Origin of the sequence: Salinibacter pepae, from assembly GCF_947077775.1 — a bacterium.
GTDB lineage: Bacteria > Bacteroidota > Rhodothermia > Rhodothermales > Salinibacteraceae > Salinibacter > Salinibacter pepae.
This window is the reverse complement of the sequence record NZ_CAMTTE010000001.1, coordinates 2,341,536-2,365,546: the sequence shown is the minus strand read 5'-3', so window position 1 is coordinate 2,365,546 and position 24,011 is coordinate 2,341,536. Positions and strand designations below refer to the sequence as shown.

The following is a 24,011-nucleotide window of genomic DNA, read 5'->3' as shown; positions in this document are numbered from 1 at the left end:
TAGAGCAAGTCCTGTTCCACGATTCAGTTCGCGTGAAGCTCTACCCCACGCCATGCACAGCGGTGCATATGGCCTGTCCGCAGCTCCCCCTTCGGGCTTGGGCCAGAAGGACATTTTTCCGACGCGCTAAAATGCCTCGGGCGAGGACCCGTCCAGGAAGAGTGCGCCGGCCACGCCGGTGACCCGACGCGGCCTCACGGCGGAGAAGCGTGGCCGCTCAGCACGACTCAGGGGCTCGTCGACGGCCCGTTGGGAGCGGGATGGGAGGCGGGCACGGCGGATTGGCGTTGCGCCCTGGAGGGAGGGCCGAAACACGAATCCCCTCCCCCGGCGGCGGGGGAGGGGACGTGTGAGGAACGACACGTGTGGGGCGCCGTGTCGACCTAAAATTCCGTCGAGAGGCCCACCGTCACGGTGCGGCCGCTCCGGTAGTGGAACCCGAGGGTCTTGGCCCGCCCCGTCTGGAAGACCTCCGGCTCGTTGGTAATGTTCTGCACCTGCAGCAACAGCTCCGGCTCGCCCAGCACCGACTGGAACTGGTACGCGGCGTTGATGTCCACGGTCGTGCGGTCGCCGACGTATTCGTCCTCAAGCGGCGAGCTGCCGTCGATGCCCTCCAGGTACCCGCCCTGGTAGTTGATCGCCACACGCGCCTCGAAGCCTCCGGTCTGGACGTAGGGGATGATGTTGTAGACCAGGTCCGACTGCTGGAAGAAGGAATAGTCGGGGCGGGCGGGATTGTCCTCGTACTCCGGGACGTCCACGTCCGAGGTTGTTATGGTCGTGTTGGCGTTGAGGCCGAGCGCGTTGAACGGCTCCGGCAGGAAGGTAAACGGCTGCTGGTAGGCGATCTCCACACCGGTCACCGTCCCCAGGTCCGCGTTCCGCAGTTGCGATCGAGAGATGCGGTCGAACGTCCGGCCCCGGCCGAAGGGATCCTGTACGTTCCGCTGCTCGGAGGAGAACGTGTAGATGGCGTTGTCAATCCGTTTGTGAAAGCCGCCGACCGACGCCAGCCCGCCGTTCGAAAAGTAGTACTCGGCGGCGAGGTCAAAATTCATAGCCGTGAACGGGTCGAGGTTCGGATTTCCTTCGTTCACGCTCGCCAAGAGATTGCCGCCCTCCTCTACGATGTCGACCTCGCTGAAGGCGCCAAGGTCGTCGTATTCCGGCCGTCCAATCGTGTTGGACCAGGCGGCCCGCAGCTGCAGGGCCTCCGCTGCCTGCAGCGTCAGGTGCAGGGACGGGAGAACGTTCGTGTAGGCGTTGTCGAAGGTCTGCCGAACCACGTCCTCCTCGGGGTCGAACGCCTCGTCCTCCCGGAGCTGAAAGCGGTCGGTCTCGGTGGAGGTATGCTCGACGCGAAGGCCGCCGAGGGCGGTCAGGGCCCCCACCTCGACCGAGGCCATCGCGTAGCCGGCGTAGATCGACTCCGCGTTCTCGGAGTCGTCCTCGATGTCGGCGATGGCCAGGTCCTCGGCCCCCACGCGCTCGTAGACGGCGTTGGAGGCCCGGCAGCGCCGCTCGCCGGAGAAGCGCTGCTCGGTCGACGGGTTGCAGAGATCCCCGAGAAAGTCGGCCACCATCGCCTGGGTGTTGGCAAACGGCATCAGGCCATTTCCCACCTGCACCGTCTGCACACGGGGCGCCTCGAAGTCGGCCAGCGTGAGGCTGCCGCCCCCGACGTAGTCGTACCCGGTGTCGGCCGCGTCGATCGATTTGTCGCGGGCCTGAAACTGGCCCCCGGTCTCGACGTAGCCGGACACGCCAGCGGTCGAGAACGGAACGCGGAGGTCGGCCTGCGCCGCGTAGGTGTTCTCGACGTTTTCGTTGTACTCGAGGTCCACCTCGTTGGCGGTGTAGTTGGCGCCATTGCCGACGTAGTCGGGGTTCTCCGGGTAATAGTCGAACAGGAAGTTCCCCATGTCGGCAACCCCCGACGCCCGCGTGGTTTCCGGCGTCTCGAACTCGGCGTCCTCCTGACGACGGTCGAGCACGCCGCGGGAGTAGGAGCCGCTTGCCGAGAGGGTGACGGCCCCGTCGAACTGATGCTCGACCCCGAGATTCCCGCCCCAGAGCGACTCCTCCTCGTCGGTGTCGCTGAGATCGACCGAGCCGAACCCGCGGGCGAACCGGGCCCCGGACTCGGTCATGAACGGCCGCGGGTCCCCCGGATGGTCCTCCGGGTCGTACACCATGTTGTACTCCAGCTCGTTGTCCAGCTTTTTCTCGTCGGTGAACGTGTAGTAGGGCCGGACATAGACCTCGACAGTCTTGTTTGGGCGCCAATCAAGGCTGGCGTTCACCGCAAAGCGGCGACGGCGGTTGCGCTCTACGATCTGCTCCTGCGCCTCCGGAACGACGGCGCCCTCAAAGTCGGGGCGGAGGTCGATGCTGCCCTCGCCGGAGAACTCCCCCCAGCCCTCCCCCTTCAGCCCCGAGGTCGTAAAGTCGCGGCGCGAGCCGCTGGCCGAGACCAGCAGGCCAAAGGCGTCGTCCGGGCCGACCTTTGTTCCGGCGGTCACGTTCGCGCGGAACGGAAACGCCGTCTCCCCAAGATCGGGCACCTGCTGGTCGTGTGAGAGCGCCCGGACGGAGCCGAAGGCGAAGGCCCCCTCCCGGTCGAAGGCCGAAAGCGTGCTGATGTCAATCGAGCCGCCGATGGCGTTGCCGGGCATGTCCGGCGTGACGGCCTTCGTGACCTCCACGTTCGACACCATCTCGGCCGGCAGCAGGTCGAGGGCCGTTGCCCGCGAGCCGGCGGTGGAGGCGAGCGTGTTGCCGTTGAGCGTCACGTTGTTGAGATTCGCCGCGCCGCCACGAATGGACACGAAGCGGCCCTCCGTGCGGTCGTTGCGGAGCACGATGCCCGGCAGCCGCTGCACGGCCTCAGCAATGTTCTTCTCGGGCAGGTTTCCGATGCGGTCGGCCGCCAGGGCGTCGACGATATTCAGCGACTGTCGCTTCTGGTTGATCGACCGAAACTGGCTCCGCCGAATGCCACGAACGACGACCTCCTCTCCCTCCAGCACCTCGCTGGCGAGCTCAACATTGACCGTCTGGGCCCGGCCCGCCTCCACGTCGACGGCCGTGCTGCTGGACGTGTAGCTGACAAAGGATGCCGTCAGGGTCTGTGGGCCGGTCGGAACGCTCGTGAGCCGGAACCGCCCGTCGGGGTCGGTGGACGTCCCGATCGACGTGCCCTCCACGACCACGTTGGCGCCGGGCAGCGGGGAGCCGTCGCCCGCGTCGACGACCTGGCCCTCAATAATCCCGGTCGACTGGGCCGCGGCATCCGAAAACGCGAGCGTGGCCATCCCAATGAGAACGAGTACGACGAGGACGTATCGATGCCTGTGAAACATGCGTAGTGTTTGCGCTAGTGAAGATGAATGTAGGACGAGCGTGTCGCGGCGAACGCACCGCCACACCGGACGCGGCACCGCCCGCATCCGCACCACATAAATACCAACGCCAGATTAAGCCCGTGGAACGGTCGTATTTCGATACCTTGACGGTTCCATTTCCAAAGTGTGATCCCCAGTGAAGCGGAGGAAAGGGCGGGCAGTTGTCCCGGTTCGTCCCTTTCCCGGGCCGTCCCGGTCGTCCCGCGCCGCAACTCTCGTTTTGGGAAGCGCGTACGGCGTCCCCGCGCGGGCTTTGCCCCAAATACAGCCTTCCCCATGAGCGACGAGACGACACTGCTCGTGCACTTCCAATCACCGTCGGACGAAGGCCCCGGCGACATCGTCGGTGCCTTCACGAACGAGGCGGACGTGGCGCCCGACGCCATCGGGGCCATCGGCATCGACGACGGCACAGCGACGGTGAACGTACGCCCCGACGTGGCCGACCGCATCGTGCAGGCGCTCGACGGCGGCCGCATCGGCACCTCGGCGGTCTCCATCGCTCGGCTCGACGCGAAGACCGAGTCGGCCCGGGCGTACGCCACCCGGCTGACCGACCTCGTAGAACTGGAGCGGGAGGAAGAGATGCGCCGCCACGAGCGGGAAATTGAGACCCTCTCGGGCCGGGAGCGCGAGGATCGAGGACGCGCGCTGCTTCACATGCGGGGCCGCGACGAGGGCGAGGGCCTCGGCGGGCACCACGTCAAGCTCATGCGCGAACAGAAGGGACAGCCCCTCCCCGACCACGAACTCCGCGTGGGGGACCTCGTCATGATTTCGAAGCAGGACCCGCTCCGCAACGACAACCCGACCGGCACGGTCACGCAGGTCACCAACTACTCCATCACCGCGTCCTTCGACCCAAAACCCGACGGATGGGTCTTCGGCGACGGACTGCGCCCCGACCGTAGGGAGGAAGTAGTCTCCGGACTGCGCCCCAACCGCAGGGAGGAAGTAGTCTCCGGACTGCGCGTGGACCTCTACGTGAACGACATCCCGTACCGGCGCATGCAGGACGCGCTGGCGCAGCTCCCCGCCGCCGGTGGGGCCCTCAAGCGGCTCCGCGACGTGAGCACGGGCGTCGCTACACCGGCCTCCACCGACCCCGCCCCGATCGACGACTGGCACAATTCGAACCTCAACGACGCCCAGCGACAGGCCGTCCGCGAGGCCCTGGCCACCAACGACGTGCATCTGATCCACGGCCCGCCCGGCACCGGCAAGACGACCACCGCCGCCGAGGTCCTGCAGCAGTGCGTGGACCGCGGCGCGTCGGTGCTCGCCACCGCCGCCTCCAACACCGCCGTCGACACCGTGGTCGCGTTTCTGGCCGAGCAGGGGACGGATGTCGTGCGGCTGGGGCACCCCGCCCGCGTGAACGACCGCCTCCGGACGCACACGCTCGACGCCCAAATTGAGGACAACGACGCCCATCGGCGGTCTCAGCAGAAACGGGAGAAGGCCTTTGCCGTGCTCGACCGGCAGGAGGACCTCACCGCGCCCGCCGGCCGCTGGCGCCGGGGCATGTCCGACCGCAAGATCAAGGAACGGGCCGAACAGGGGCGCGGCTCCCGCGGCGTACCGCCGGACCGGATCGAGGAAATGGCGGGCTGGCTGGCGCTGCAGGAGCGTGCCGATGCCCTCTTTGACGAGGCCGAGGCGCTGGAGCAGGACGCCATCGACGAGGTCCTGGAGGCGGCCGACGTGGTGTGCAGCACCAATTCGACCGCCGGGAGCGACCTGCTGGACGGCCACACGTTCGACACCCTGGTCATCGACGAGGCGACCCAGGCCACGGCGCCCTCCTGCTGGATCCCAATGACGCACGCCCGCCGCGTCGTCCTGGTGGGCGACCACAAGCAGCTCCCGCCCACCATCCAGAACCAGGAGGCCGCCCGACGTGGGCTCCGACGCACCCTCTTCGAGCGCCTCGCCCACCACCACGAAACGGCCCCTGAGGCGCCCGGCTCGATCCGGAGCCTGCTGCGCCGGCAATACCGCATGCACGAGACGATCATGGGCTTCCCCAACCGCACCTTCTACGACGGGCGGCTGAAGGCGGACGACACGGCACGCCACCGGACGCTCGCCGACCTCGGCGTGTCCGACCATGCCCTCCCCGCCGACGAGCGCCACGCCATTCTCGACCCGGAGGCGCCCCTCGTGTTCGTGGACACGAGTGGGATCGACGCCCCCGAGCACCAGCGCTCCGGCTCCCACTCCCGCGAGAACCCCCGCGAGGCCAACCTCATCGTCCAACTGACGACCGCCCTGTTGGAGGCGGGCGTGGCCCCGTCCGCCATCGCGGTGATCTCCCCGTACGGCGACCAGGTCGACCGCATTGACCGTGCCCTCGCCCCGGACGGGCCCGAGACGGACACGGTCGACGGCTTCCAGGGGCGGGAAAAGGAGATCGTCCTGCTCTCGCTCGTCCGCAGCAACGACCGCGGGGCGATTGGCTTTCTCGACGAGCCGCGCCGCTTCAACGTGGCCGTCACCCGCGCCCGGCGCAAGGCCGTGGTGGTGGGCGACGCCAGCACCGTGGCGGCGGCAGACGTGCTCGGCGCGTTCGTTCGCTACGCCGAGACGACCGGCCGTGCGGTCCCGCTCTAACCCCTCACCTTCCTCGCAGGGCGCAGGGCCGCCGTCCAGCATCCCCCGCCCGCATCCCCGCCCGAGGCAGCCCGGCGGCACGGCCCGAATGAGCAGCTCTCGGGGCGGCACATTTCGGGACAACCCGTCCCGGTCCCGCCGGACAAAATCCCGCGCCCCCCGGCCTCCGGGGAGGCACAGTTTTTGCCCGCAAAAAAATGACGAGCTTCGCACTACGCCCTGCCCGAACAGACTGGGACGACGCTCGGCACTGGCGGGCGGGTCGGACGCGCCGCGTTTCCCGTCCTCCATCCACGCCACACGCCTCTCTCAACGTCGGCTCGTGGCTCCGAAAAAACGTTGGGCTCCGAAAAAATTGTCAACTTGCAAACCATTCGACGACTTTAACATCTAAATAAGGCCCCACCGACCGCCAGCCCGAGGGCTGGCCTTCTTCATCACCGTTCCCATTTGAGACATGAGCGAATCGAAAGCCCCTTCTCCAGTCGAAAAAGAACTGATCGAAAAGTTCGGCAACATCTACGAGTCCTACGGCCTTCGGCGCCTGCAAGGGCTGATCGTCGGGCTCCTGCTTACGAAGAGTGAGCCGGTGTCCCTCGACGACATGGTCGAGATTCTTGACCGCTCGAAGGGGCCCATCTCCATTTCCGTGCGGCGGCTCGACGACATGGACTACGTCCGCAAGGTGGAGGGCCCAAACAACCGGCGGAACTACTACGAATCCCACCCCAACATTTTCTTCAACAACTTCAAGTTCAACATGCAGACGGTTCGGGAAAACCGCTCGATCGCCGAGCGTTTCCTAACCCGGATCGACACCGAGGGCGACGAGACCGAAAAGACCAAAAGAAGCCTCGAGCACATGGAGGCCTTTTATGACCTCATGGAGTCGTTCTTCGAAGACTTCGCCGAGCGCTGGTGGGAAGTCAAACAGGAGCAGCTGGCGGAGGAATCCAACCAGGAGGTCGTAACGCCCCGGTAGTGCCGCCCCGCTCCCGCACGCTCTCGTCTCCGCCATTCGGGGCTCCGGGGGCGTCGCGAGAGGAAAGACGGACGCTTCACCTCGGCCCGTGACGACCGGGCGATCGGCCACGTGGCCCGAGGACGATCCCCTTCAGTTCTCGACCGCCCGCCACCAAGGGACCGGTCTACGAGTGCGTGCGGGCCGCCCCCTACAGGCGGCGCGCCGGCCTCCCCCACCGGCCTGGACGAGAGGACGCCGTCGTCTAGTGGATGCGGTCTCTCCCGCTCTCAGGCTTTGACGTTCATGCACAGACCCCTCTTCCTCGTTCTCGCCTCCCTCCTTCTCGCCGCGTGCACGACGGTGAACGTCCGCCCGGACGACGCGGCCGACGAGCCGGGCGGGCCCTCGACCGAAGCCCCCTCGTCCACCGCCGATGATGAGACGGCGAAGGCGGACGATGGCGAGGACGACCCATTCGAGCCCTGGGGCAAGACGCTCGAGGGCACCCGAAGAGTCGACGGGTTTCTGCCCCTCCACGAGAAAGACGACGGGACGCTCTACGCCGAGATTCCGTCGGAACGGATGGGCGACCCGTTCGGGCTCACCCTCCACGTCAGCCAGGGCGTAGGGGTCTTCAACCTACACGACGGGCTGCCCCTCAGCGACACGCGCCTGATGGAGTTCCGCCGTGTGAACCGCTCCGTGCACCTCGTCCACCGCAACGTTCGCTTCCGGGCGGATGCGGGCCCGATGCGCACGTCCCTGGACGACAACACCGGGGACTCCGTGGTCGAGGCCTTCGACATCGTCAGCCGCAACGACTCGACCGGACACCTGCTGATCGAGGTGTCCGACTTCCTGACGTCGGACTACCCCGAGATCGGCGACCGGCTCAGCCTGTACTTTGGCGGGGCCCCGGCCTCCCTTCAGGGTGGAAAGAGCTACGTGAAGCGGGCCCGGGGCTTCCCGGACAACACGGAGATCGACGTATCGCTGACCTATCAGGGCTCGTCCGCCCCGCTCATTGGGGGCGAGGCCGTCCCCGACTACCGGGCCGTGCCCGTGGGCGTGCGGTACTCCCTGTTTGCGCTTCCGGAGTCCAAAATGCAGCGACGCCGCGCCGACGACCGGGTGGGCTACTTCGTCGACGCGGTGAAGGACTTTTCTCGGGGCCGGGCGTCCACCCCCTACGTGCGCTACGTGCAGCGCTGGCGCCTGGCGCCCAGCGACACCGCGGCCTACAAACGCGGCGAGCTCGTGGAGCCGGCCGAGCCGATCGTGTACTACGTGGGCCGCACGGTGCCTACCCGGTACCGCGAGTACGTGAAGCAGGGCATTGAGGCCTGGAACGAGGCCTACCGCGCCGCCGGCTACAAGAACGCGGTGGTGGCCAAGGTGGCGCCGGACGATTCCACGTGGAGCGCCGAGGACATTCGCTACTCCACGGTGCGGTGGACGGCGGCCCACCAGATGGGCTACGCCATCGGCCCCTCGCAGACGGACCCGCGGACCGGCGAGATTCTGAACGCCGACGTCCTCATCTCCTCCTCGTTCGTCCGCGGCTGGCAGGACACCTATAGCCAGATCACCCCCGGCCCGGACGCGGACACGGGCGCCCCCGCCCAGGGGCCGGTGTCGCCCCGCACCCCCAAGGCCCTCCGCAAGATGCTCTCGCCGGAGCTGGCCCGGCGGGCCTGCTGGGCGGAGCGCGGCATGGCACAGCAGATCGGCCTGCAGCGGACCCTCCTCCTCGCCCGGGGCGCCATCGCCCCCGGCGAGTCCATGCCCGAGAGGTACCTCGGCGCGGCCATCAAGGACCTGGTCATGCACGAGGTCGGTCATACGCTCGGCCTGCGGCACAACTTCAAGGCCTCCTCCGGCATCCCCAACGACGAGCTCCACGACGAGAGCTACACCGAAGAGCACGGGGTGAGCCTGTCGGTGATGGACTACGCCCCCGTCAACGTCGCCCTCAACGAGGAGGAGCAGGGCCACTACTGGAACCCAACCGTGGGACCCTACGACGAGTGGGCCATCAAGTACGGGTACATGCCCATCGCCGAGCAATCCGACGACGGCGCCCTCACCCGAAACGGGCCCCTCGCCGACACGGCAACCGCCGCGACGGCGGGCCTCCACAAGATTGCCGCCACGTCGGGCGACCCGACGCACCGCTACGGCACCGACGAGGACACCTGGCTGGGCGGCTACGCCGTCGACCCGCTGACAAACGCCTGGGAGCTGGGCAGCGACCCGATGGCCTTCGCCGAGACCCGCGCGGAACTCGTGCAGGCGGTGATGCCGAAGCTCGAAGACCGGCTCGTCTCGGAAGGCGAGCGCTACTACCCCCTCCGCCGGGCCACAACGGCCCTCCTCATGGAGCGGTACCGGTCGCTTCGTCCCGTTACGAAGACCGTGGGCGGCAGCTACGTGGCCCGCGACCACAAGGGCACGCCCGACGCCCGTCCCCCGCTTCGGCCCGTACCGGCGGAGGAGCAGCGCGAGGCCGTCCGCCTGCTCGTAGACGAGGCCTTTGCCCCCGACGCCTTCGAGTTTGACCCGGAACGGCTCAACAAGCTGGCCCCAAACCGACGCTCGCACTGGGGCACGTCCCCGAGCCTTCCCCTCGACTACCCCGTGCACCGCCGCGTCCACACCATACAGCGCAACCTGCTCCGCGAGCTGCTCCACCCGGCCCGCCTGCAGCGCATGATCGACGCCCAGGCCCGCACCCCGGACGGCGCCGGGTACGCACCGGGCGCCCTCTTCCGGACGATGACCGACGCCGTCTGGAGCGAGCTCGACACGGCCGGCCCTCAACCCGCCCCCATCAATTCGTTCCGGCGGCCGCTGCAGCGCACCTACGCCGACATGCTGATCGAACTCATGATGGGCACCACCAGCTGGATCACCATCACCACGGCCGGCATCGACCAGATCGACGCCCCCGAGGATGTCCGCTCGGTGGCACGGCTGGAGCTGACCGAGCTGTCCGACCAGATCGAGACCGCCCTGAACACTCCCGGTCTGAAGCGGGAGACACGGGCCCACCTGTCCGAGACGCAGGCCCGCATCGACCGGGCCCTGAACGCATCGCTGGACCTGAGCCCGTAGGATGTTGAGGGGTGGGGTTTTGCGTTGAGGGTTCTGTGGGGACAATCGAGGATTCCGTGGAGCCAGATGCCCCACCCCTTAACCCCAAACCCTCAACCCCCAACGCTTAACCCTAAACGCTCAACCCCCAACGCTCAACCCCCAACGCCTTCCCTCTCTCGCCCAATCCCCCTTCGTTCCCCCCATGCCGTTCGACGACCAGCTCCGCCCGGACACGTCCGCGCTGTACACGGACCTCTATCAGCTCACCATGCTGCAGGCCTACTGGCGGGAAGACATGGACGAGCCGGCGGTGTTCGACCTCTTCGTGCGCCGCCTGAAAGACCGACACTACCTGGTGGCCTGTGGGCTCGAGCAGGCACTGGAATTCTTGGAGACGCTTTCGTTTTCGGAGGCGGCCCTCGACTACCTCGCCACGCAGGACCCGTTCGAGCCCGCGTTCCTCGACTGGCTGGCCGACTTCGAGTTTACCGGCGACGTGTACGCCGTGCCCGAGGGCACGCCGGTCTTCCCCGACGAGCCGCTGGTGGAGGTTGTGGCCCCCATCGGGGAGGCCCAGCTCGCGGAGACGTTTCTCCTGAATCAGATGACGTTTCAGACGACGATTGCCTCGAAGGCGAGCCGGATCGTCGAGGCCGCCCAGATCGATGGCGAGGACCGGCTCGTGGCCGACTTTGGCATGCGCCGCACGCACGGCACCGACGCGGCGATGAAGGGCGCCCGCGCGGCCTACATCGCGGGGGTCGACGCCACCTCCAACGTGGCCGCCGGCCAGGCCTACGACCTGCCGGTCACCGGCACCATGGCCCACAGCTACGTCGAGGCGCACGACTCGGAAGTGGAGGCCTTCCGCGCCTTCTCGGCGCTCTACCCGGAGACGATTCTGCTGGTCGACACCTACGACACGCTCGACGGCGTGCGCAAGGTGATCGACCTGATGGATGAGACAGACGAGGAGGTGCAGGTGCGCGGCATCCGGCTCGACTCGGGCGACCTTGCGGAGCTGGCCCGCTCCTCCCGCACCCTGCTCGACGAGGCCGGCCTTGCCGACGTCATGATCTTCGCCAGCGGGGGGCTCGACGAGCACGCGATCGCGGACCTCCTCGACCGCGGCGCCCCCATCGACGGCGTCGGGGTCGGCACCCGGATGGGCACGTCCGCCGACCAGCCCGCCCTCGACAGCGCCTACAAGCTGTCCGGGTACGCCGGGACGCCCCGCATGAAGCTCGCCCCCGAGAAGTCGAACCTGCCGGGCCGAAAGCAGGTCGTCCGCCAGTACGAGGACGGCACGGCCGTCCGGGACGTCATTGCGACCGAGGACGAGCAGACACACGGGGCGCCGCTGCTGGAACGCGTCATGGCCGACGGGAAGCGGACCGAGGCTGGGGCCCCGCGCCCCTTGTCGGCAATCCGGGAGCACGCAGCGGCGCGGCTGGACGAGTTGCCGTCTCGTCTCCGCACTCCCACTGCCAACCCGGAGGACTACGACGTCGTTCTCAGCGACGCCCTGGAGAACCGGGTCGCGGACACCCGCGACGCCCTGGCAAACACGATGGCCGCCGAAGCCGCGTAGCGGCGGGGTCGTGGTTTCTGTCTCCCTTCTCCCGGAGCGGAAGTCGACGGACGAGCAGCGGACTCGGATGTCCCACCGCGGGGCGCCTCCCCGAGATTGCGGACGGGCCCCTCGCGGTGAACGGCGAAAACGGTCAACACGACGTTCACGGTCCGGCGTCCACGACGAACGTGGGGGAGCGTAGGAGAACGAGAGACTGGAAGAGGGCGGCGCGGGCACTGGCGCCTGCGGCGCACCTCCCGGCTCGGAGACGCCCACGCGACCTCCAATTCCCCACCGTCCAATCTTCACCACCTTCAGCCAACAACGCAGCCGTACGCTGGGGCATCCTGGGCACCGGCCACATCGCCCGCCTCGTCGCCGAGGACCTACGACGCCTTCCCAACGCCGGGCCAACCGTCATGGGCTCTCGGGCACAGGCCCGGCCGCGGTCCCACAACCGCCGGCGGAGCCCGGCGGCAACTTCGCGTCCGAACCGCCGTTGGGAAAGGAGCACCGACCAAATTCCCCTCTACATCTTCTCTCTCGCTTTCCCTTCTCGTTCCACATGTCCATGTCGTCTGTTCGTCATTCCAGGCCCCTGGTTCTCCTCGTCACGGCCCTCCTGCTGGGCGGGTGCTCGTCACTGAGCAACACCGAGAAGGGCGCCATCATCGGCACCGGCGCCGGGGGCGCGGCCGGGGCGGCCGTCGGGAAGGCGGCCGGCGGCACCGCGGAGGGCGCCATCATCGGCGCGGCCGTGGGCGGCGCGGCCGGGGCCCTTATCGGCAGCCGCATGGACACCAAGGCCGAAGAGCTCGACGAGGAACTCGAGAACGCCGATGTGGAGCGGGTCGGGGAGGGCATCAAGGTGACCTTCGACAGCGGCATTCTGTTTGACTTCGACTCCGCCACCCTCCGCGCCGAGGCCCGCCAGAACCTGACCGAGTTCGCAGAAAGCATGGAGGGGTTCGAGGACACCAAGATTCTCGTCGTGGGCCACACGGACGCCCAGGGCTCCGAGGAATACAACCAGACGCTCTCGGACCGACGTGCGGAGTCGGCCACACGGCACCTCGTGGACCGCGGCGTCGATCCGAGCCGCCTGACGTCTGTGGGGCGGGGCGAGACCGAGCCCGTCGCCTCCAACGAGACGGAGGAGGGCCGTCAGCAGAATCGGCGCGTGGAGGTCGCCATCTACGCCAACGAGGAGTACCGGGAGCGCGTGCAGGCGCAGACGGAGGGCAGCGGCGGCCGGTAGCGGCAATTCCGCCTTCGAGGCGGTCCTGAGCCGATCAACGGTGGAGACCGGCGTGGGGCCCCTTCGGCCGGACGCCCGCAACCGGGCCGACCGGGTTGCGGGCGTGGCTTCTCATCCTCCCTAGGCCAAAGAGGGGACCATCCGTCCCGACACAGACGCGAGCACCCGGGGCAGACCGACAGGGCGGCATCCAGGTCGTGCTGCGCAACCGGGCGTCGAACGCGATCACGTCCCCCTCCGCCCCCTGCACCGGTCTCCACGTCCCCTCCACGAGAGCCCACCGTCGCCCACTAGTCCCCTTCTCCACGGAGGTACCAGCGCCCGAGTCGCCGCTCCAATTCCTCCAAGACGAACGCCGAGAACCGCCGTCCCAGACGCGGGCACAGCGGAAGGGGGGCGTCTGTGCCCTCCGGGCGGCTGTAGGTCAGCCGGCACGATGCTCCCTCTTCGATCATGCAGAACACGTCGTACACGTTCCCGCCGACGTGCTCCACCGCGACCCGAAGCCCCACCTCGAACCGGCCCCCACACCGCACCTGGATCTTCACCGGCGGGCCCGAATCGGTCCGGGCGACCTCCACGTCCATGCCGTGCAGGTCGGTGCACTGCTGGGACAAGGCCGACGCAAGGCTGCGGCAGGTGACATCGGCAACCTGAGTCGCGGGTGCGCCTTTGTCCGCAGAACGCGAGTGGGCATCGGGCATGGCGCGGCGGGTCTCGTGGCACAAAGGCGGAGTCGGGGGGCCAGGCACCCGTTTAGGCCCTGGCCCTCCGATGCATCACGTGCAACCTACGGGGCCTGCTTCCAGTCAAACGACTGCTTCCAGTGAAACGAGGGGCGCACGCCCAGAAGGCCCTGCGGAATACATTCTCGTCACAAGTGTGCACTCGATATAAAGCGAGGGCCACGCCAATGATCCGTGGAAATGGCCCCGCTTCTCCTTTGTGGGGGGACGCCCAGGGGGCTGGCGGAGGCACTGGGGCCCCAGGAAGCCGAACGCGACACGGCGGGGCGCAGACCGCGTCGCGTGCGGTCTCCGTGGTCTAGGGGGCGCGACGTGCCTTGTGCTGGTAGCGTCTCGGAGCGCCCCCCCGAATGCAGGCGGGTTGCCTTCATGCCCCGCGACCGACATTTTGGAAATGCCCAGTGTTCGTTCCCCCCTCGTGACCCAGATCTGCCGCGATGCAGGTCGAGACCCATCATACCGACGACACGCTGGTCCTTGCGCCCGTGGGCGACTGGACCCTTGACCGGCCGCTGCCCGACGCACGGGCCGTGATGGTAAACGCCGCCCCGTCGAGCCCCGTGGCGGCGGTCGCCTTCGACACCTCCGGGCTGGGCGACTGGGACAGCAGCCTCGTCACCTTTCTCTTTGAGGCCGCCGAGTACGGCCGGGCCCACGACCTGGACGTGCGCACCGACACGCTCCCCACGGCCCTCGAGCGGCTCGTTGCGCTCTCGCAGGCCGTGCCGGAGGCGAACACGACGCCGGAGGCGGAGGACACGGCTCTGCTCGCCCGCCTCGGCCGCTGGGGCCTGGCGGCGTACGACGAGGCGCACGCACTGGTCACTTTCCTCGGGCAGGCCGTCCGCAGCGTGGGCGCCATCCTCATGGGGCGCGGCCGAATGCGCTGGCGCACGTTCGGGGTGGCCCTGCAGGAAAGCACCGCCTCGGCCCTGCCCATCGTCACGGTCATCAGCCTCCTCGTGGGCCTTATCGTCGCGTTCCTGGGGGCCGTGGTGCTCCAGCGGTTCGGGGCGGACTACTTCGTCTCCTACCTCGTCAGCTACGGCATGCTGCGGGAGCTGGGGGCCCTCATGACCGCCATCATCATGACGGGCCGCACCGGGGCCGCGTTCGCCGCCGAGCTCGGGAGCATGCAGGTGAACGAGGAGATCGACGCGCTGGAGACGTTCGGCATCTCGCCGATCGACTTTCTGGTGACGCCCCGCATCCTGGCGGTCGTGCTGGCCCTGCCGATGCTCACGCTCTACGCGAATGCGCTGGGCATCCTCGGCGGCATGGGGGTGGCCGTGACCATGCTGGACCTCACGACCACGCAGTTCCTCACGGGCCTCCTGGAGCCGGTCGTGCTGTCCGACGCCCTCGTGGGAATCTTCAAGGCCGTCGTGTACGGCGGCATCATCGGCCTCGCCGGGTGCATGCGCGGCCTCCAGACCGGGGACGACGCCTCCGCGGTGGGCCAGGCCACGACGTCCGCCGTCGTCACCGGCATCCTCCTCATTGTCTTCGCCAACGCCGTCATCGACTGGGCCGCGGCCGTGCTTCAGGTGTGACGGCGGCTTGCAGAATCCATCGAACGCCATGCTCTCGGTCGTTCGGCGTGGATCGTGAGGGGGATCCGTGAATCGTGATGCGTGAGCCCCCCGATCCTGAATTGCCACCCATCACGCGTTCCCTATCACGTGTCCCGTCTCACGCATCACGTCTCACGCATCACGTCTCACGCATCACGTCTCACGCATCACGTCTCATGCGCCCCGCACCGTGAGCCACGCATCATTCCGGATCGTCCTCCCGTACCGCTCGGCATCCCAGTATATCGCCCATGTCCTCCCCCGACGCCGCCCCCGCCATTTCGGCCGAGGATCTCGTGCTCGCCTTTGGGTCCTTCGTGGTGATGGAGGACCTTACGTTTGACGTGGAGTCGGGCGAGATTTTTGCGATCATGGGCGGGAGCGGGTCGGGCAAGAGCACCCTGCTCAAGCACCTGTTCGGCCAGATGCACCCGTCCGCGGGCACAATTCGGATTGGCGGGCGCGACCTGTGGGCGATGAGCGCGGACGAACGCGCCGCGATGCTCCGCGAGGTGGGCATCCTCTACCAGGCGGACGCGCTCTGGAGCACCATGACGCTCGCCGAGAACGTGGCCCTGCCCCTCGAAGAACACACGGCCCTTGCGGCCTCGGACATTGCCCGGATTGTATCGCTCAAGCTCGCCCTCGTCGGCCTGCGGGGCTTCGAGGACTTCCGTCCCCACGAAATCAGTGGGGGCATGCGGAAGCGGGCCGCCCTCGCCCGGGCCGTCGCCCTCGATCCCGACCTGCTGTTCTTCGACGAGCCGACCTCCGGCCTCGACCCGATCAGCGCCCGGCGCCTCGACGACCTCATCCTACAACTGCGCGACAGCCTCGACACGACCGTCGTGGTGGTGAGTCACGACCTGGAAAGCATCTTTACCATCGCCGACCGCGCGCTCTACCTCGACATCGACACCAAGACGATGACGGCCCTCGGCCCCCCTGAGGCCCTGCGAAGCAACCCACCCAACGAGCGCGTGTACCAGTTCCTGACTCGGTCTCTCGACAACGAATAGCGCCGGGCCCCACCCGCTCGCCCCCCCGATCTATGAGCCAACGTGTCAGCCCGACCCTTATCGGCCTCTTCGTCGTCGGCGCCCTGGCGCTGGGCGTCGTGGGGGTGGGGGCCTTCGGCTCCGGGCAGTTTTTCGAGCAGCGAACGACGTTCATCAGCTACTTCGACGAGTCGGTCAATGGGCTCGACGTGGGCGCCCCGGTCAAGTTCAAGGGCGTGCCCATCGGCGAGGTGACGGACATCAACCTGCGCGTCGACCTCGAAAACGAGACGTTTCAGGTGCCGGTGCAGTACGCCATCAACCTCGATCCGGTGACGGACACCACCGGGGCGCGCCTCAACCTCGACGATCCGGCCCTGCTCCGCGCCCAGATCGAGGATGGGCTGCGGGCGCAGTTGCAGCTCGAAAGCATCGTCACCGGCAAGCTGTACGTCGAGCTCACGTACGTCTCCGACCCGGACTCGGCCGTCTACGCCCAGGGGCCGCCGTCCCGCCTGTCCATTCCGACCGAGCTCTCCCCCCTGGCCAAGCTCGGCGAGGGCGCGTCCGGCCTCGTGACGAACCTGCGCCAGTTCGACGTGACGCAGATCAACGAGAACCTCGTCACGTTCCTCGTCAACGCCAACGACAAGCTGGAGGCGCTCGACGCCGAGGCGATCAACCGCTCGGCCCTGTCGACCATCGAGTCGGTGCGGGAGGTGGTGGAGTCGGAGGAGGTGCGCACCGCGTTGCAGGACATGCCAAAGGCCACCGAGCGGCTGCGGGCCACCATCAAGGACGCACAGGCCCTGATCCAGCGGCTCGATCGGGGCGTGGAGCCGACGGCCGACGAGCTCGAAACGACGAGCCGGCAGCTCCGCGCAACCCTAAAACGGATGCGCCGCACGATGGACGAGGTGGATCAGACCCTCTCCCCCAATTCCGGCATCGGCTACCAGATGAACGAGGCCCTCTCGAACCTCTCGGAGGCCACGGAGGCCCTGCGGGTGCTCGTGCAGTCCCTGGAGCGCAACCCCAGCATGTTCCTCCGCGGCCGCGAAGAGCCCCCTCCCTCGAACCAGCAGTAGTTCCATGACTGTGCCCGTCCCCTCCGTTCTTCTCCGTCGGCTCGGATGGTGCGCCGTGGCCGCCGGCCTGGTCGCGCTCTCAACGGCCGGGTGTGTGCGCCTGTTGGAGCCGCGCACGAGCGACGCCACCTATTACCTGCTCGACGGCGCGTCGCCCCCCGATACCGCGGCGACGCCGCCCCCGTCCACGGACCCGCCCGGCCTGCGGATCGGCCTGCAAAGCCCGCGCCTGGCCCCCTACCTCGACGAGACGCGCCTCGTGACGCGCCACGGCCCCAACGCGGTCGCGTTTTCCGAATTTCACCGGTGGGGCGAAACCCTGGACCGGGGCATCGGTCGCACCGTGGCCCGCACGCTGGAGGCCCGTTCGGGGATCCGGTCTGTAGAGGGGGTGCCGTGGCCGCGCGGGGCGACCTTCGACTACCTCCTGCGGCTGCACGTCCTCAGCTTCGAGGGCGTCGGGCCGCGCCCCCCAGGGCCAGACGCCGACGACGATGCCCCCCCACCGGACGGCCACGCTCAGATGACTGTGCAGTGGACCCTTCGCCGGCCAGGGGCGGACACCGTGTTGGTGCAGGAAACCACCCATCACCGAACGGAAGACTGGCGTGTAACCGACTACGAGGGGCTCGTTGCCCGCCTTAGCCGCGGCCTCCACGTGCTCGCAAACGATGTGGGCACGCACCTTCAGACGCTCCGCCGCCCCTAACTCCGGTGCAGGGGCGCCCTCGCAACCCTGTCCTCGCCTCGCAATGCCATGGATGCCGCGTCGAGCATGCCGTCGACCCCCAGTACCATCCGGCGCGCGTGCGTCCGGCCCCATGTGTTAAGAAGGAAATAAGTATGGCAACCCCTGGCACGACGCCGCAACATCTTCCGGCCTCGTGATATTTAGAAGAGCAGTTATCGAAGTCCTCTCGCCTCAATCCTCTTGTTCGTGCAGACGCCCTCTCCGTCCATCCAGCGCAGCCGCCGCCACGGCATGCTGTGTCTGTGTTGTGGTGACACATGTATGTGTCCCCCGGAGGAGCCCGTGCGCGCTGTGGAGTGAGAGGTAACCGTCGTCCCATTCTACTACGCCTGTGCCTGTGCTCCTGCCACCGGAGTACAGGCTTTTTTTGTGACTCCTTCGGCAGGTGCGCGGCGCTTTCCATCCGCATTCCCTCACCCGAAGGAGCATTCACACCATAGATACCACATTTGCGTACTGGGTCCCCAACGTTAGCGGCGGACTCGTCATTACCGACTGGCCGATGAAGACCGACTGGAAATGGCCCTTCAACAAAGAGATCGCGCAGACGGCCGAAGAGATTGGCTTCGAATACGCCCTCGCCCAGGCCCGCTTTTTTGGCAGCTACAACGCCGAGAAGCAGCTTGAGGCCCTTTCGGTCGCCAATGCACTGGCCTCGCACACCGAGAAACTGCGCCTCATCGGGGCCGTGCACCCGGGCCAGTGGAAGCCTGGGCCCATCGCCAACTTTGTCTCGACGGCGGACCACATCAGTAACGGCCGCTTCCACCTCAACGTAGTCAGCGGCTGGTTCAAGGGCGAATATACGCGCTTCGGCGAGCCCTGGCTCGCCCACGACGAACGCTACGAGCGCAGCGAGGAGTTTATTGAGGTCCTGAAGGGCCTCTGGACCGAAGACCTCTTCAGTTACGACGGGCGCTTCTACCAGATCGACGAGGCCCCCTGCGAGCCCACGCCCGAGACGCCCCCTGACATCTTTCAGGGCGGCAACTCGAAGCGTGCCCGGCGCATGGCCGCCCGCGCCTCTGACTGGTTCTTCATCAACGGCGGAAGCCTCGAAGACCTGAAGGGCATTATCGACGACGTGAACGGGTACGCCCGCGAGTTCGGCGTCGAGCCGCCCAAAATCGGCGTCAACTCGTTCGTCATCGTGCGCGACACGGAAGCCGAGGCCAAGCAGGTGCTCGAAAACATCATTGAGCACGCCACCGAGGAGGCGGTGGAAGGCTTCAAGGAGCAGGTCAAACAGGCCGGGCAGGCCTCCCCCGAAGGCGAGGGCATGTGGGACGACTCCGACTTCGAAGACCTCGTCCAGTACAACGACGGCTTTCGCACCGGCCTCATCGGGACGAAGGAGCAAGTCGTGGAGCGCATTCGCCGGCTCGACGCGATCGGGGTGGACCTCGTGCTGACCGGCTTTCTGCACTACGAGGACGAGCTTCCCCACTTCGGCGAGGAGATCATCCCGGCCGTGCGGGAGGCCGAGCCGCTGGATCGCCCGGAGGAGGCGGTGCCGGCATAGGCCAGCGCGTGAGGGGTGATGCGTGAGGGGGACCTGAGTCTGCGGGTCCCCCTTCCCCGTCACGCGTCACGGACCGCGGCGCCGGCTCCGTACAACGTTCTACCTCTCCGGACCCATCCCGATCTCATGAGTGACATCCTAGGTATTGTCGGAAGCCTCTCCGCCCCCTCCAACACCCGTGCTGCCGTCGAGGTGGCCCTGGACGCCGCCGCGGCGGAGCGTGGGGTAGACACGGAGGTTCTTCACCTAGCCGAGTATGACCTCGATCCTGCCGACGGACGGTCGCTGGAACACTACACCGGTGATACGGCCGAGGCCCTAGATCGAATTATCGAGAGCTCGGCGTACGTCGTGGGAACCCCGGTGTACCGGGCCTCCTACGCGGGCACTCTGAAAAACCTGTTCGACATGATCCCCCGTGGCATGTGGCAGGCCGACGTGGCCCCCTTCGCCAACAGCGCCGTGGGCCTCGTGGCGACCGGCGCGTCGCTCCACCACTACCTCGTGGTCGAGAAAGAGCTTGCCCCCGTGCTTTCCTTCTTCGGCGCTCACCTGGCCGGCAGCGGCACGTACGTCCACGGCGACCACTACGGCGACGACTACGGCGACGACCGCACCCTGACGGACGACACGGTACGCGAGCGCCTGCGCACCCTCGGCGTGGCGACGGTCGACCTGCACCGGGCCATCGAGGATAGCGATGCCCTATCGAAGCTGGGCCCACAGTTTTAAGTAGACACGCAAAAGACCCTTAACAACAAGTCATTCCGAGCGCAGCGAAGCGAAGTCGAGACACGAGCGAAGCGACTGATGAAATCAATCTCTTCGAAGATCAGCAGAAGCGACCTTCGGGCCGGTATATACCCAAATCAGCGTTCGCGCTGGACCCAGTAAGATTCGTCGACTCGCTTTTCCCTCCGGTCGTCGGTCGCTCAGAATGGCTCTCGAATAAACGTATTTCTGCGTGTTTACATAATGCCCGTCTCCACACGACAAGCCCGGCCCCCCACAGATTCGTTTTCCCTCCTCCAACCCCCCTACTCCCACGTGCCCACAGAACCTTCCATTGCCGGTGAGGACTTCCGCAGCGTGATGCAGCGCGTCCCGTCCCCCGTAACGGTCGTTACCGCTGCGGGGCGCTCGGAGGCCCGCGGCGCCACGATTGGCTCCCTCACCAGCGTCTCATTGGATCCCCCGCTCGTTTCGTTCAACGTCGAGAAGGACAGCCAGATGCACCCAGTGCTGGTGGCGGCCTCCCACTTTGCCGTCCACCTGCTGGCCGACCGGCAGTCCGAGCTCTGCCAGCACTTCGCCGCTCCGGACCGGTCCGGCCCCGACCAGCTCGCAGCGGTGAGGTATCACACCGACCCCCACGGAACCCCCATCCTCAAATCAGCTCCGGCTGTCCTCCAGTGTCACTGGCACGAAGCCTTCGCGGCCGGGGACCACGACATCGTCGTGGGCCGCGTAACTCAGCTGAAGGAGCGCGACGAGGCCCGCCCGCTCCTGTACTACGACCAGGACTATCGGAGCGTGAGTGCCCCTGCCGACTCCGGCTCCACCGGTTGAAGCCCGACGGGGAATGGGCCGCATGTTGACATCCGTTTGCAAAACGCTGGGGCGCCTCCCGACACCCACCGTCGAACTCTCTGTAACCACCCTCCCCCCTCGAATGTCCCCCGATTCCGACACATCCCCCGCTTCCTCGTCCCCTCCTTCCAACGGGACCCCGTCTGCTGTCGGGGCCGGGCGCGACTTCGGCTTCGAGACCCGAATGCTGCACGCCGGCCACATCCCCGACGCCGAGACGGGCTCGCGGGCCGTGCCCATCCACCAGACGACCTCGTACGTCTTCGACGACACCAACTACGCCGCCCAGCTCTTCGAGTTGAAGGCGTACGGCAACATCTACACCCGGATCAACAACCCGACCACGGCGGCCTTCGAGGAACGGATCGCGTCCCTCGCGAACGCGGTGGGCGCGGTGGCCACCGCCAGCGGGATGGCGGCCGAGCTCGTGGCCCTGATGACACTGCTGGAGCCCGGCGACGAGATCGTGGCCTCCGCGCACCTCTACGGCGGCACGCGAACCCTCTTCACGAACACGTTTCAGAAGCTGAGCGTCGAGGCCTCGTTTGTGGAGCCAAACGACCTGGACGCGTGGGACGCGGCCATCACCGACGACACGAAGGTGCTCTACGGCGAGACGATCGGCAATCCGCAGGGAAGTGTCCTGGACATTGAGCCGCTCGTGGAGCTGGCCGACGCCCACGGCCTCCCGCTCATCATCGACAACACCTTCGCGACGCCCTACCTCTGCCGCCCCCTCGACTGGGACGTGCCCCTCGTCGTCCAGTCCGCGACCAAGTTCATCGGCGGCCACGGGACCTCCATCGGGGGCGTCGTCCTGGACGGGGGCTCGTTCGACTTCACCACCATCGACGCCGTGGCCGAGCCCTCGGACTCCTACCACGGCCTCAAATTCCCGGACACGTTCGGCCACCAGGGCTACCTCATGAAAACCCGGGCCGAGACGCTCCGCGACACCGGGGCCAGCCTGTCCCCGTTCAATGCGTTCCAGCTCATTCAAGGCCTGGAAACGCTCTCCGTCCGCGTGGAGCGCCACGTGGACAACGCGCAGGCCGTGGCGGAGCACCTCCACGAACACCCGAGGGTCGAGCGCGTGGCCTATCCGGGCCTTCCCGGCAACCCGTACCACGCCCTCGCCCAGAAGTACCTCCCCAAGGGCCCCGGCGCCATCTTCACCTTCGAGCTGAGCCCCGACGGCCAGGCCCCGCGCGCCGCGGGCAAGACCTTCATCGAGAACCTGCAGCTCTTCTCGCACCTCGCGAACGTGGGCGACGCGCGGAGCCTGGTGCTCCACCCGGCCTCCACGACGCATCAGCAGCTCTCCGATGAGGAGATGCGGGCGAGCGGCCTCTCGCCGGGGATGATTCGCCTTTCCATTGGACTCGAAGACACCAACGACCTGCTATGGGATCTGGATCAGGCCCTGCATGCGATCTCGCAGTGAACTCCTCGCTCTCGCCGGAGCAGCAGGAGCAGTATCAGCACCCCGACACGATTCGGCGCCTCCTTCGGGCGACGGACACCATCGCCATGGTGGGCCTCTCCTCCAGCCCGCAGAAGGCGAGCCAGTTCGTGGCGACGTACCTGCAGCACCAGGGGTACCACATCGTCCCCGTCCACCCAAAGGCGGACTCGATTCTCGGCGAGACCGCCTACCCGGACGTGGAGAGTGTCCCCGGGCCGGTCGACGTGGTCAACGTCTTCCGACCCCCGCACGAGTGCCCCACGTACGCGGAGCAGGCCGCCGCGATTGGGGCCGATGCCCTGTGGCTGCAGCTCGGCATCGTGAGCCCCGAGGCGGCCGCGATTGCCGACGAGCACGGGCTCGACGTGGTAATGGACCGCTGCATGAAGATGGAGCACGGCCGCTACCAGGGGGGCATGCACTGGATGGGCATGAACACCGGCGTCATCACTGCCCAACGGGGACGACGGCAGGTATAGACCGCGGGCCCCGGCGGACCGGGCTTCTCTTCGGCGCCGATCAGGGCGGCCCCACGACGGTCAACTGTTCCAGTCCAGCCAGCCGGACAGGCCGAAGTAAAACGCGGGGTACACGAACGACACCCCGAGGACCCAGTCGCCGCCCCACGCCGGCAGCTCGGGGAAGGTGGGCAGCAGCGCCAGCAACAGCCCGAGCCACGCGACGCCCCCCACCGTCACGATGGCGCGCCACGGCGGCGGGGCGGCATTCGGGTAGACAAACCGGACCGGCACCAGCGTCAGGACCGTGAGCGTCAGGACCGATCCCAGCGACATGTAGGCGCCGACCGCCCCGTACTCGACGGCGAGCAGGCCCACGTAGTACGCCACCACGTTCCAGTACGAGGGAAAGCCGAGGAAGAAGCCCTCCTGGCTCTGCTTCGCCGCGGTGTTAGCGAACCCCAGGAGGCTGGCCACCATCGCGAGCGTGACCCATAGGCCGTCCCACCCCGGCAGCCAGTCCATCCGCCACACGAGGGTGAGGGGAATGAACGTAAACGTCAGGTAGTCGACGATCAGGTCGATGGTCTTCCCCAGGATGCGGGAGGCGTAGAGCTTCACGTCCCAGAGGCGGGCCAGGGGCCCGTCCGCCGCGTCGATGAGGACGGCCAGGGTCAGCCACCCGAACACCCATCGCGGATCCAGGTCGACCCGCACAACCTCCCGCATGGCCAGAAACGCGAACGCCACCCCCGACGCCGTGAACAGGTGGACGAAGTAGGCGCGCACCTTGCGGCCCAACCGGATCCGTTCGGACCGGTCCTTCAGATCGCTTAAGTCGGTGGATCCCATGCGGATCGTGGCCTCTGCGGCACCGGTGTCGGCGGCCGCACGTGGGCGGAAGTGGC

At 67.4% G+C, this 24,011-nt stretch carries 17 protein-coding genes; 14 read left to right on the top strand and 3 right to left on the bottom strand.

What is annotated here, in order from left to right; all coding sequences use genetic code 11:
• Positions 1-383: 383 nt before the first annotated feature.
• Entirely contained in the window at positions 384-3,317 is a 2,934-nt protein-coding gene (locus tag OJA40_RS09880) for a TonB-dependent receptor (RefSeq protein WP_263810531.1), read from the bottom strand.
• 366 nt (positions 3,318-3,683) lie between these two features.
• On the opposite strand from OJA40_RS09880, the gene OJA40_RS09875 reads away from it, so the two are divergent.
• The 5 genes from OJA40_RS09875 to OJA40_RS09855 all read left to right on the top strand — a co-directional run bounded on the left by OJA40_RS09875 (position 3,684) and on the right by OJA40_RS09855 (position 12,911).
• Complete coding sequence (locus OJA40_RS09875; protein WP_263810529.1) at positions 3,684-6,020, top strand: IGHMBP2 family helicase; 2,337 nt, start codon at positions 3,684-3,686, stop codon at positions 6,018-6,020.
• A gap of 457 nt (positions 6,021-6,477) precedes the next feature.
• Positions 6,478-7,002 carry a GbsR/MarR family transcriptional regulator gene (locus OJA40_RS09870; protein WP_263810527.1) on the top strand — a complete coding sequence of 175 codons (525 nt, stop codon included), beginning with the start codon at positions 6,478-6,480 and terminating at the stop codon, positions 7,000-7,002.
• A gap of 285 nt (positions 7,003-7,287) precedes the next feature.
• Positions 7,288-10,098 carry a zinc-dependent metalloprotease gene (locus OJA40_RS09865; protein ID WP_263810525.1) on the top strand — a complete coding sequence of 937 codons (2,811 nt, stop codon included), beginning with the start codon at positions 7,288-7,290 and terminating at the stop codon, positions 10,096-10,098.
• Positions 10,099-10,282: 184 nt separating this feature from the next.
• A complete protein-coding gene (locus OJA40_RS09860) occupies positions 10,283-11,671 on the top strand; it encodes a nicotinate phosphoribosyltransferase (protein ID WP_208426971.1) in 1,389 nt (462 codons plus the stop codon).
• Positions 11,672-12,218: 547 nt separating this feature from the next.
• Complete coding sequence (locus OJA40_RS09855; protein ID WP_263831621.1) at positions 12,219-12,911, top strand: YiaD family glycine zipper/OmpA-like lipoprotein; 693 nt, start codon at positions 12,219-12,221, stop codon at positions 12,909-12,911.
• Positions 12,912-13,201: 290 nt separating this feature from the next.
• Here the strand turns inward: OJA40_RS09855 and OJA40_RS09850 are convergent, their stop codons facing one another.
• Positions 13,202-13,528, bottom strand: coding sequence for a hypothetical protein (locus OJA40_RS09850; RefSeq protein ID WP_263810521.1), 327 nt, complete (start codon positions 13,526-13,528; stop codon positions 13,202-13,204).
• Between the two features lie 566 nt (positions 13,529-14,094).
• Here OJA40_RS09850 and OJA40_RS09845 point away from each other — a divergent pair.
• From OJA40_RS09845 to OJA40_RS09805, 9 genes are all read left to right on the top strand, one after another.
• Entirely contained in the window at positions 14,095-15,210 is a 1,116-nt protein-coding gene (locus tag OJA40_RS09845) for an ABC transporter permease (protein ID WP_263810520.1), read from the top strand.
• Between the two features lie 272 nt (positions 15,211-15,482).
• A complete protein-coding gene (locus OJA40_RS09840; RefSeq protein WP_208426968.1) occupies positions 15,483-16,250 on the top strand; it encodes an ABC transporter ATP-binding protein in 768 nt (255 codons plus the stop codon).
• A 32-nt stretch (positions 16,251-16,282) separates the two neighbouring features.
• Complete coding sequence (locus OJA40_RS09835; protein WP_208426967.1) at positions 16,283-17,317, top strand: MlaD family protein; 1,035 nt, start codon at positions 16,283-16,285, stop codon at positions 17,315-17,317.
• Between the two features lie 4 nt (positions 17,318-17,321).
• Positions 17,322-18,026: a PqiC family protein gene (locus OJA40_RS09830; protein WP_263810518.1), complete on the top strand. Its 705-nt coding sequence runs from the start codon at positions 17,322-17,324 to the stop codon at positions 18,024-18,026.
• Between the two features lie 478 nt (positions 18,027-18,504).
• On the top strand, positions 18,505-19,590 hold the full coding sequence (gene sfnG / locus OJA40_RS09825) for a dimethylsulfone monooxygenase SfnG (protein ID WP_263792764.1): 1,086 nt from the start codon (positions 18,505-18,507) through the stop codon (positions 19,588-19,590).
• A gap of 126 nt (positions 19,591-19,716) precedes the next feature.
• A complete protein-coding gene (locus OJA40_RS09820; protein WP_208426964.1) occupies positions 19,717-20,322 on the top strand; it encodes an NADPH-dependent FMN reductase in 606 nt (201 codons plus the stop codon).
• Between the two features lie 315 nt (positions 20,323-20,637).
• Positions 20,638-21,159, top strand: a complete 522-nt coding sequence (locus OJA40_RS09815) for a flavin reductase family protein (RefSeq protein ID WP_208426963.1) — start codon at positions 20,638-20,640, stop codon at positions 21,157-21,159.
• Positions 21,160-21,364: 205 nt separating this feature from the next.
• The gene (locus tag OJA40_RS09810) at positions 21,365-22,624 is read left to right on the top strand and encodes an O-acetylhomoserine aminocarboxypropyltransferase/cysteine synthase family protein (protein WP_272506765.1); all 1,260 of its coding nucleotides are present in this window, start codon (positions 21,365-21,367) and stop codon (positions 22,622-22,624) included.
• Positions 22,621-23,124, top strand: a complete 504-nt coding sequence (locus OJA40_RS09805; protein WP_263808749.1) for a CoA-binding protein — start codon at positions 22,621-22,623, stop codon at positions 23,122-23,124. The genes OJA40_RS09810 and OJA40_RS09805 overlap by 4 nt, the downstream gene beginning before the upstream one ends.
• A 60-nt stretch (positions 23,125-23,184) precedes the next feature.
• On the opposite strand, the gene OJA40_RS09800 is transcribed toward OJA40_RS09805, so the two are convergent.
• Entirely contained in the window at positions 23,185-23,955 is a 771-nt protein-coding gene (locus OJA40_RS09800) for a CDP-alcohol phosphatidyltransferase family protein (protein WP_208426960.1), read from the bottom strand.
• Positions 23,956-24,011: the final 56 nt, after the last annotated feature.

Excerpts from the sequence above, each read along its gene's own strand:
- OJA40_RS09820 (WP_208426964.1), top strand. The coding sequence starts at position 19,717 with ATGAGTGACATCCTAGGTATTGTCGGAAGCCTCTCCGCCCCCTCCAAC.
- OJA40_RS09870 (WP_263810527.1), top strand. The coding sequence starts at position 6,478 with ATGAGCGAATCGAAAGCCCCTTCTCCAGTCGAAAAAGAACTGATCGAA.
- OJA40_RS09835 (WP_208426967.1), top strand. The coding sequence starts at position 16,283 with ATGAGCCAACGTGTCAGCCCGACCCTTATCGGCCTCTTCGTCGTCGGC.
- OJA40_RS09830 (WP_263810518.1), top strand. The coding sequence starts at position 17,322 with ATGACTGTGCCCGTCCCCTCCGTTCTTCTCCGTCGGCTCGGATGGTGC.
- OJA40_RS09800 (WP_208426960.1), bottom strand. The coding sequence starts at position 23,955 with ATGGGATCCACCGACTTAAGCGATCTGAAGGACCGGTCCGAACGGATC.
- OJA40_RS09875 (WP_263810529.1), top strand. The coding sequence starts at position 3,684 with ATGAGCGACGAGACGACACTGCTCGTGCACTTCCAATCACCGTCGGAC.
- OJA40_RS09845 (WP_263810520.1), top strand. The coding sequence starts at position 14,095 with ATGCAGGTCGAGACCCATCATACCGACGACACGCTGGTCCTTGCGCCC.
- OJA40_RS09860 (WP_208426971.1), top strand. The coding sequence starts at position 10,283 with ATGCCGTTCGACGACCAGCTCCGCCCGGACACGTCCGCGCTGTACACG.
- OJA40_RS09865 (WP_263810525.1), top strand. The coding sequence starts at position 7,288 with ATGCACAGACCCCTCTTCCTCGTTCTCGCCTCCCTCCTTCTCGCCGCG.
- OJA40_RS09855 (WP_263831621.1), top strand. The coding sequence starts at position 12,219 with ATGTCCATGTCGTCTGTTCGTCATTCCAGGCCCCTGGTTCTCCTCGTC.
- OJA40_RS09880 (WP_263810531.1), bottom strand. The coding sequence starts at position 3,317 with ATGGCCACGCTCGCGTTTTCGGATGCCGCGGCCCAGTCGACCGGGATT.
- OJA40_RS09840 (WP_208426968.1), top strand. The coding sequence starts at position 15,483 with ATGTCCTCCCCCGACGCCGCCCCCGCCATTTCGGCCGAGGATCTCGTG.
- OJA40_RS09810 (WP_272506765.1), top strand. The coding sequence starts at position 21,365 with ATGCTGCACGCCGGCCACATCCCCGACGCCGAGACGGGCTCGCGGGCC.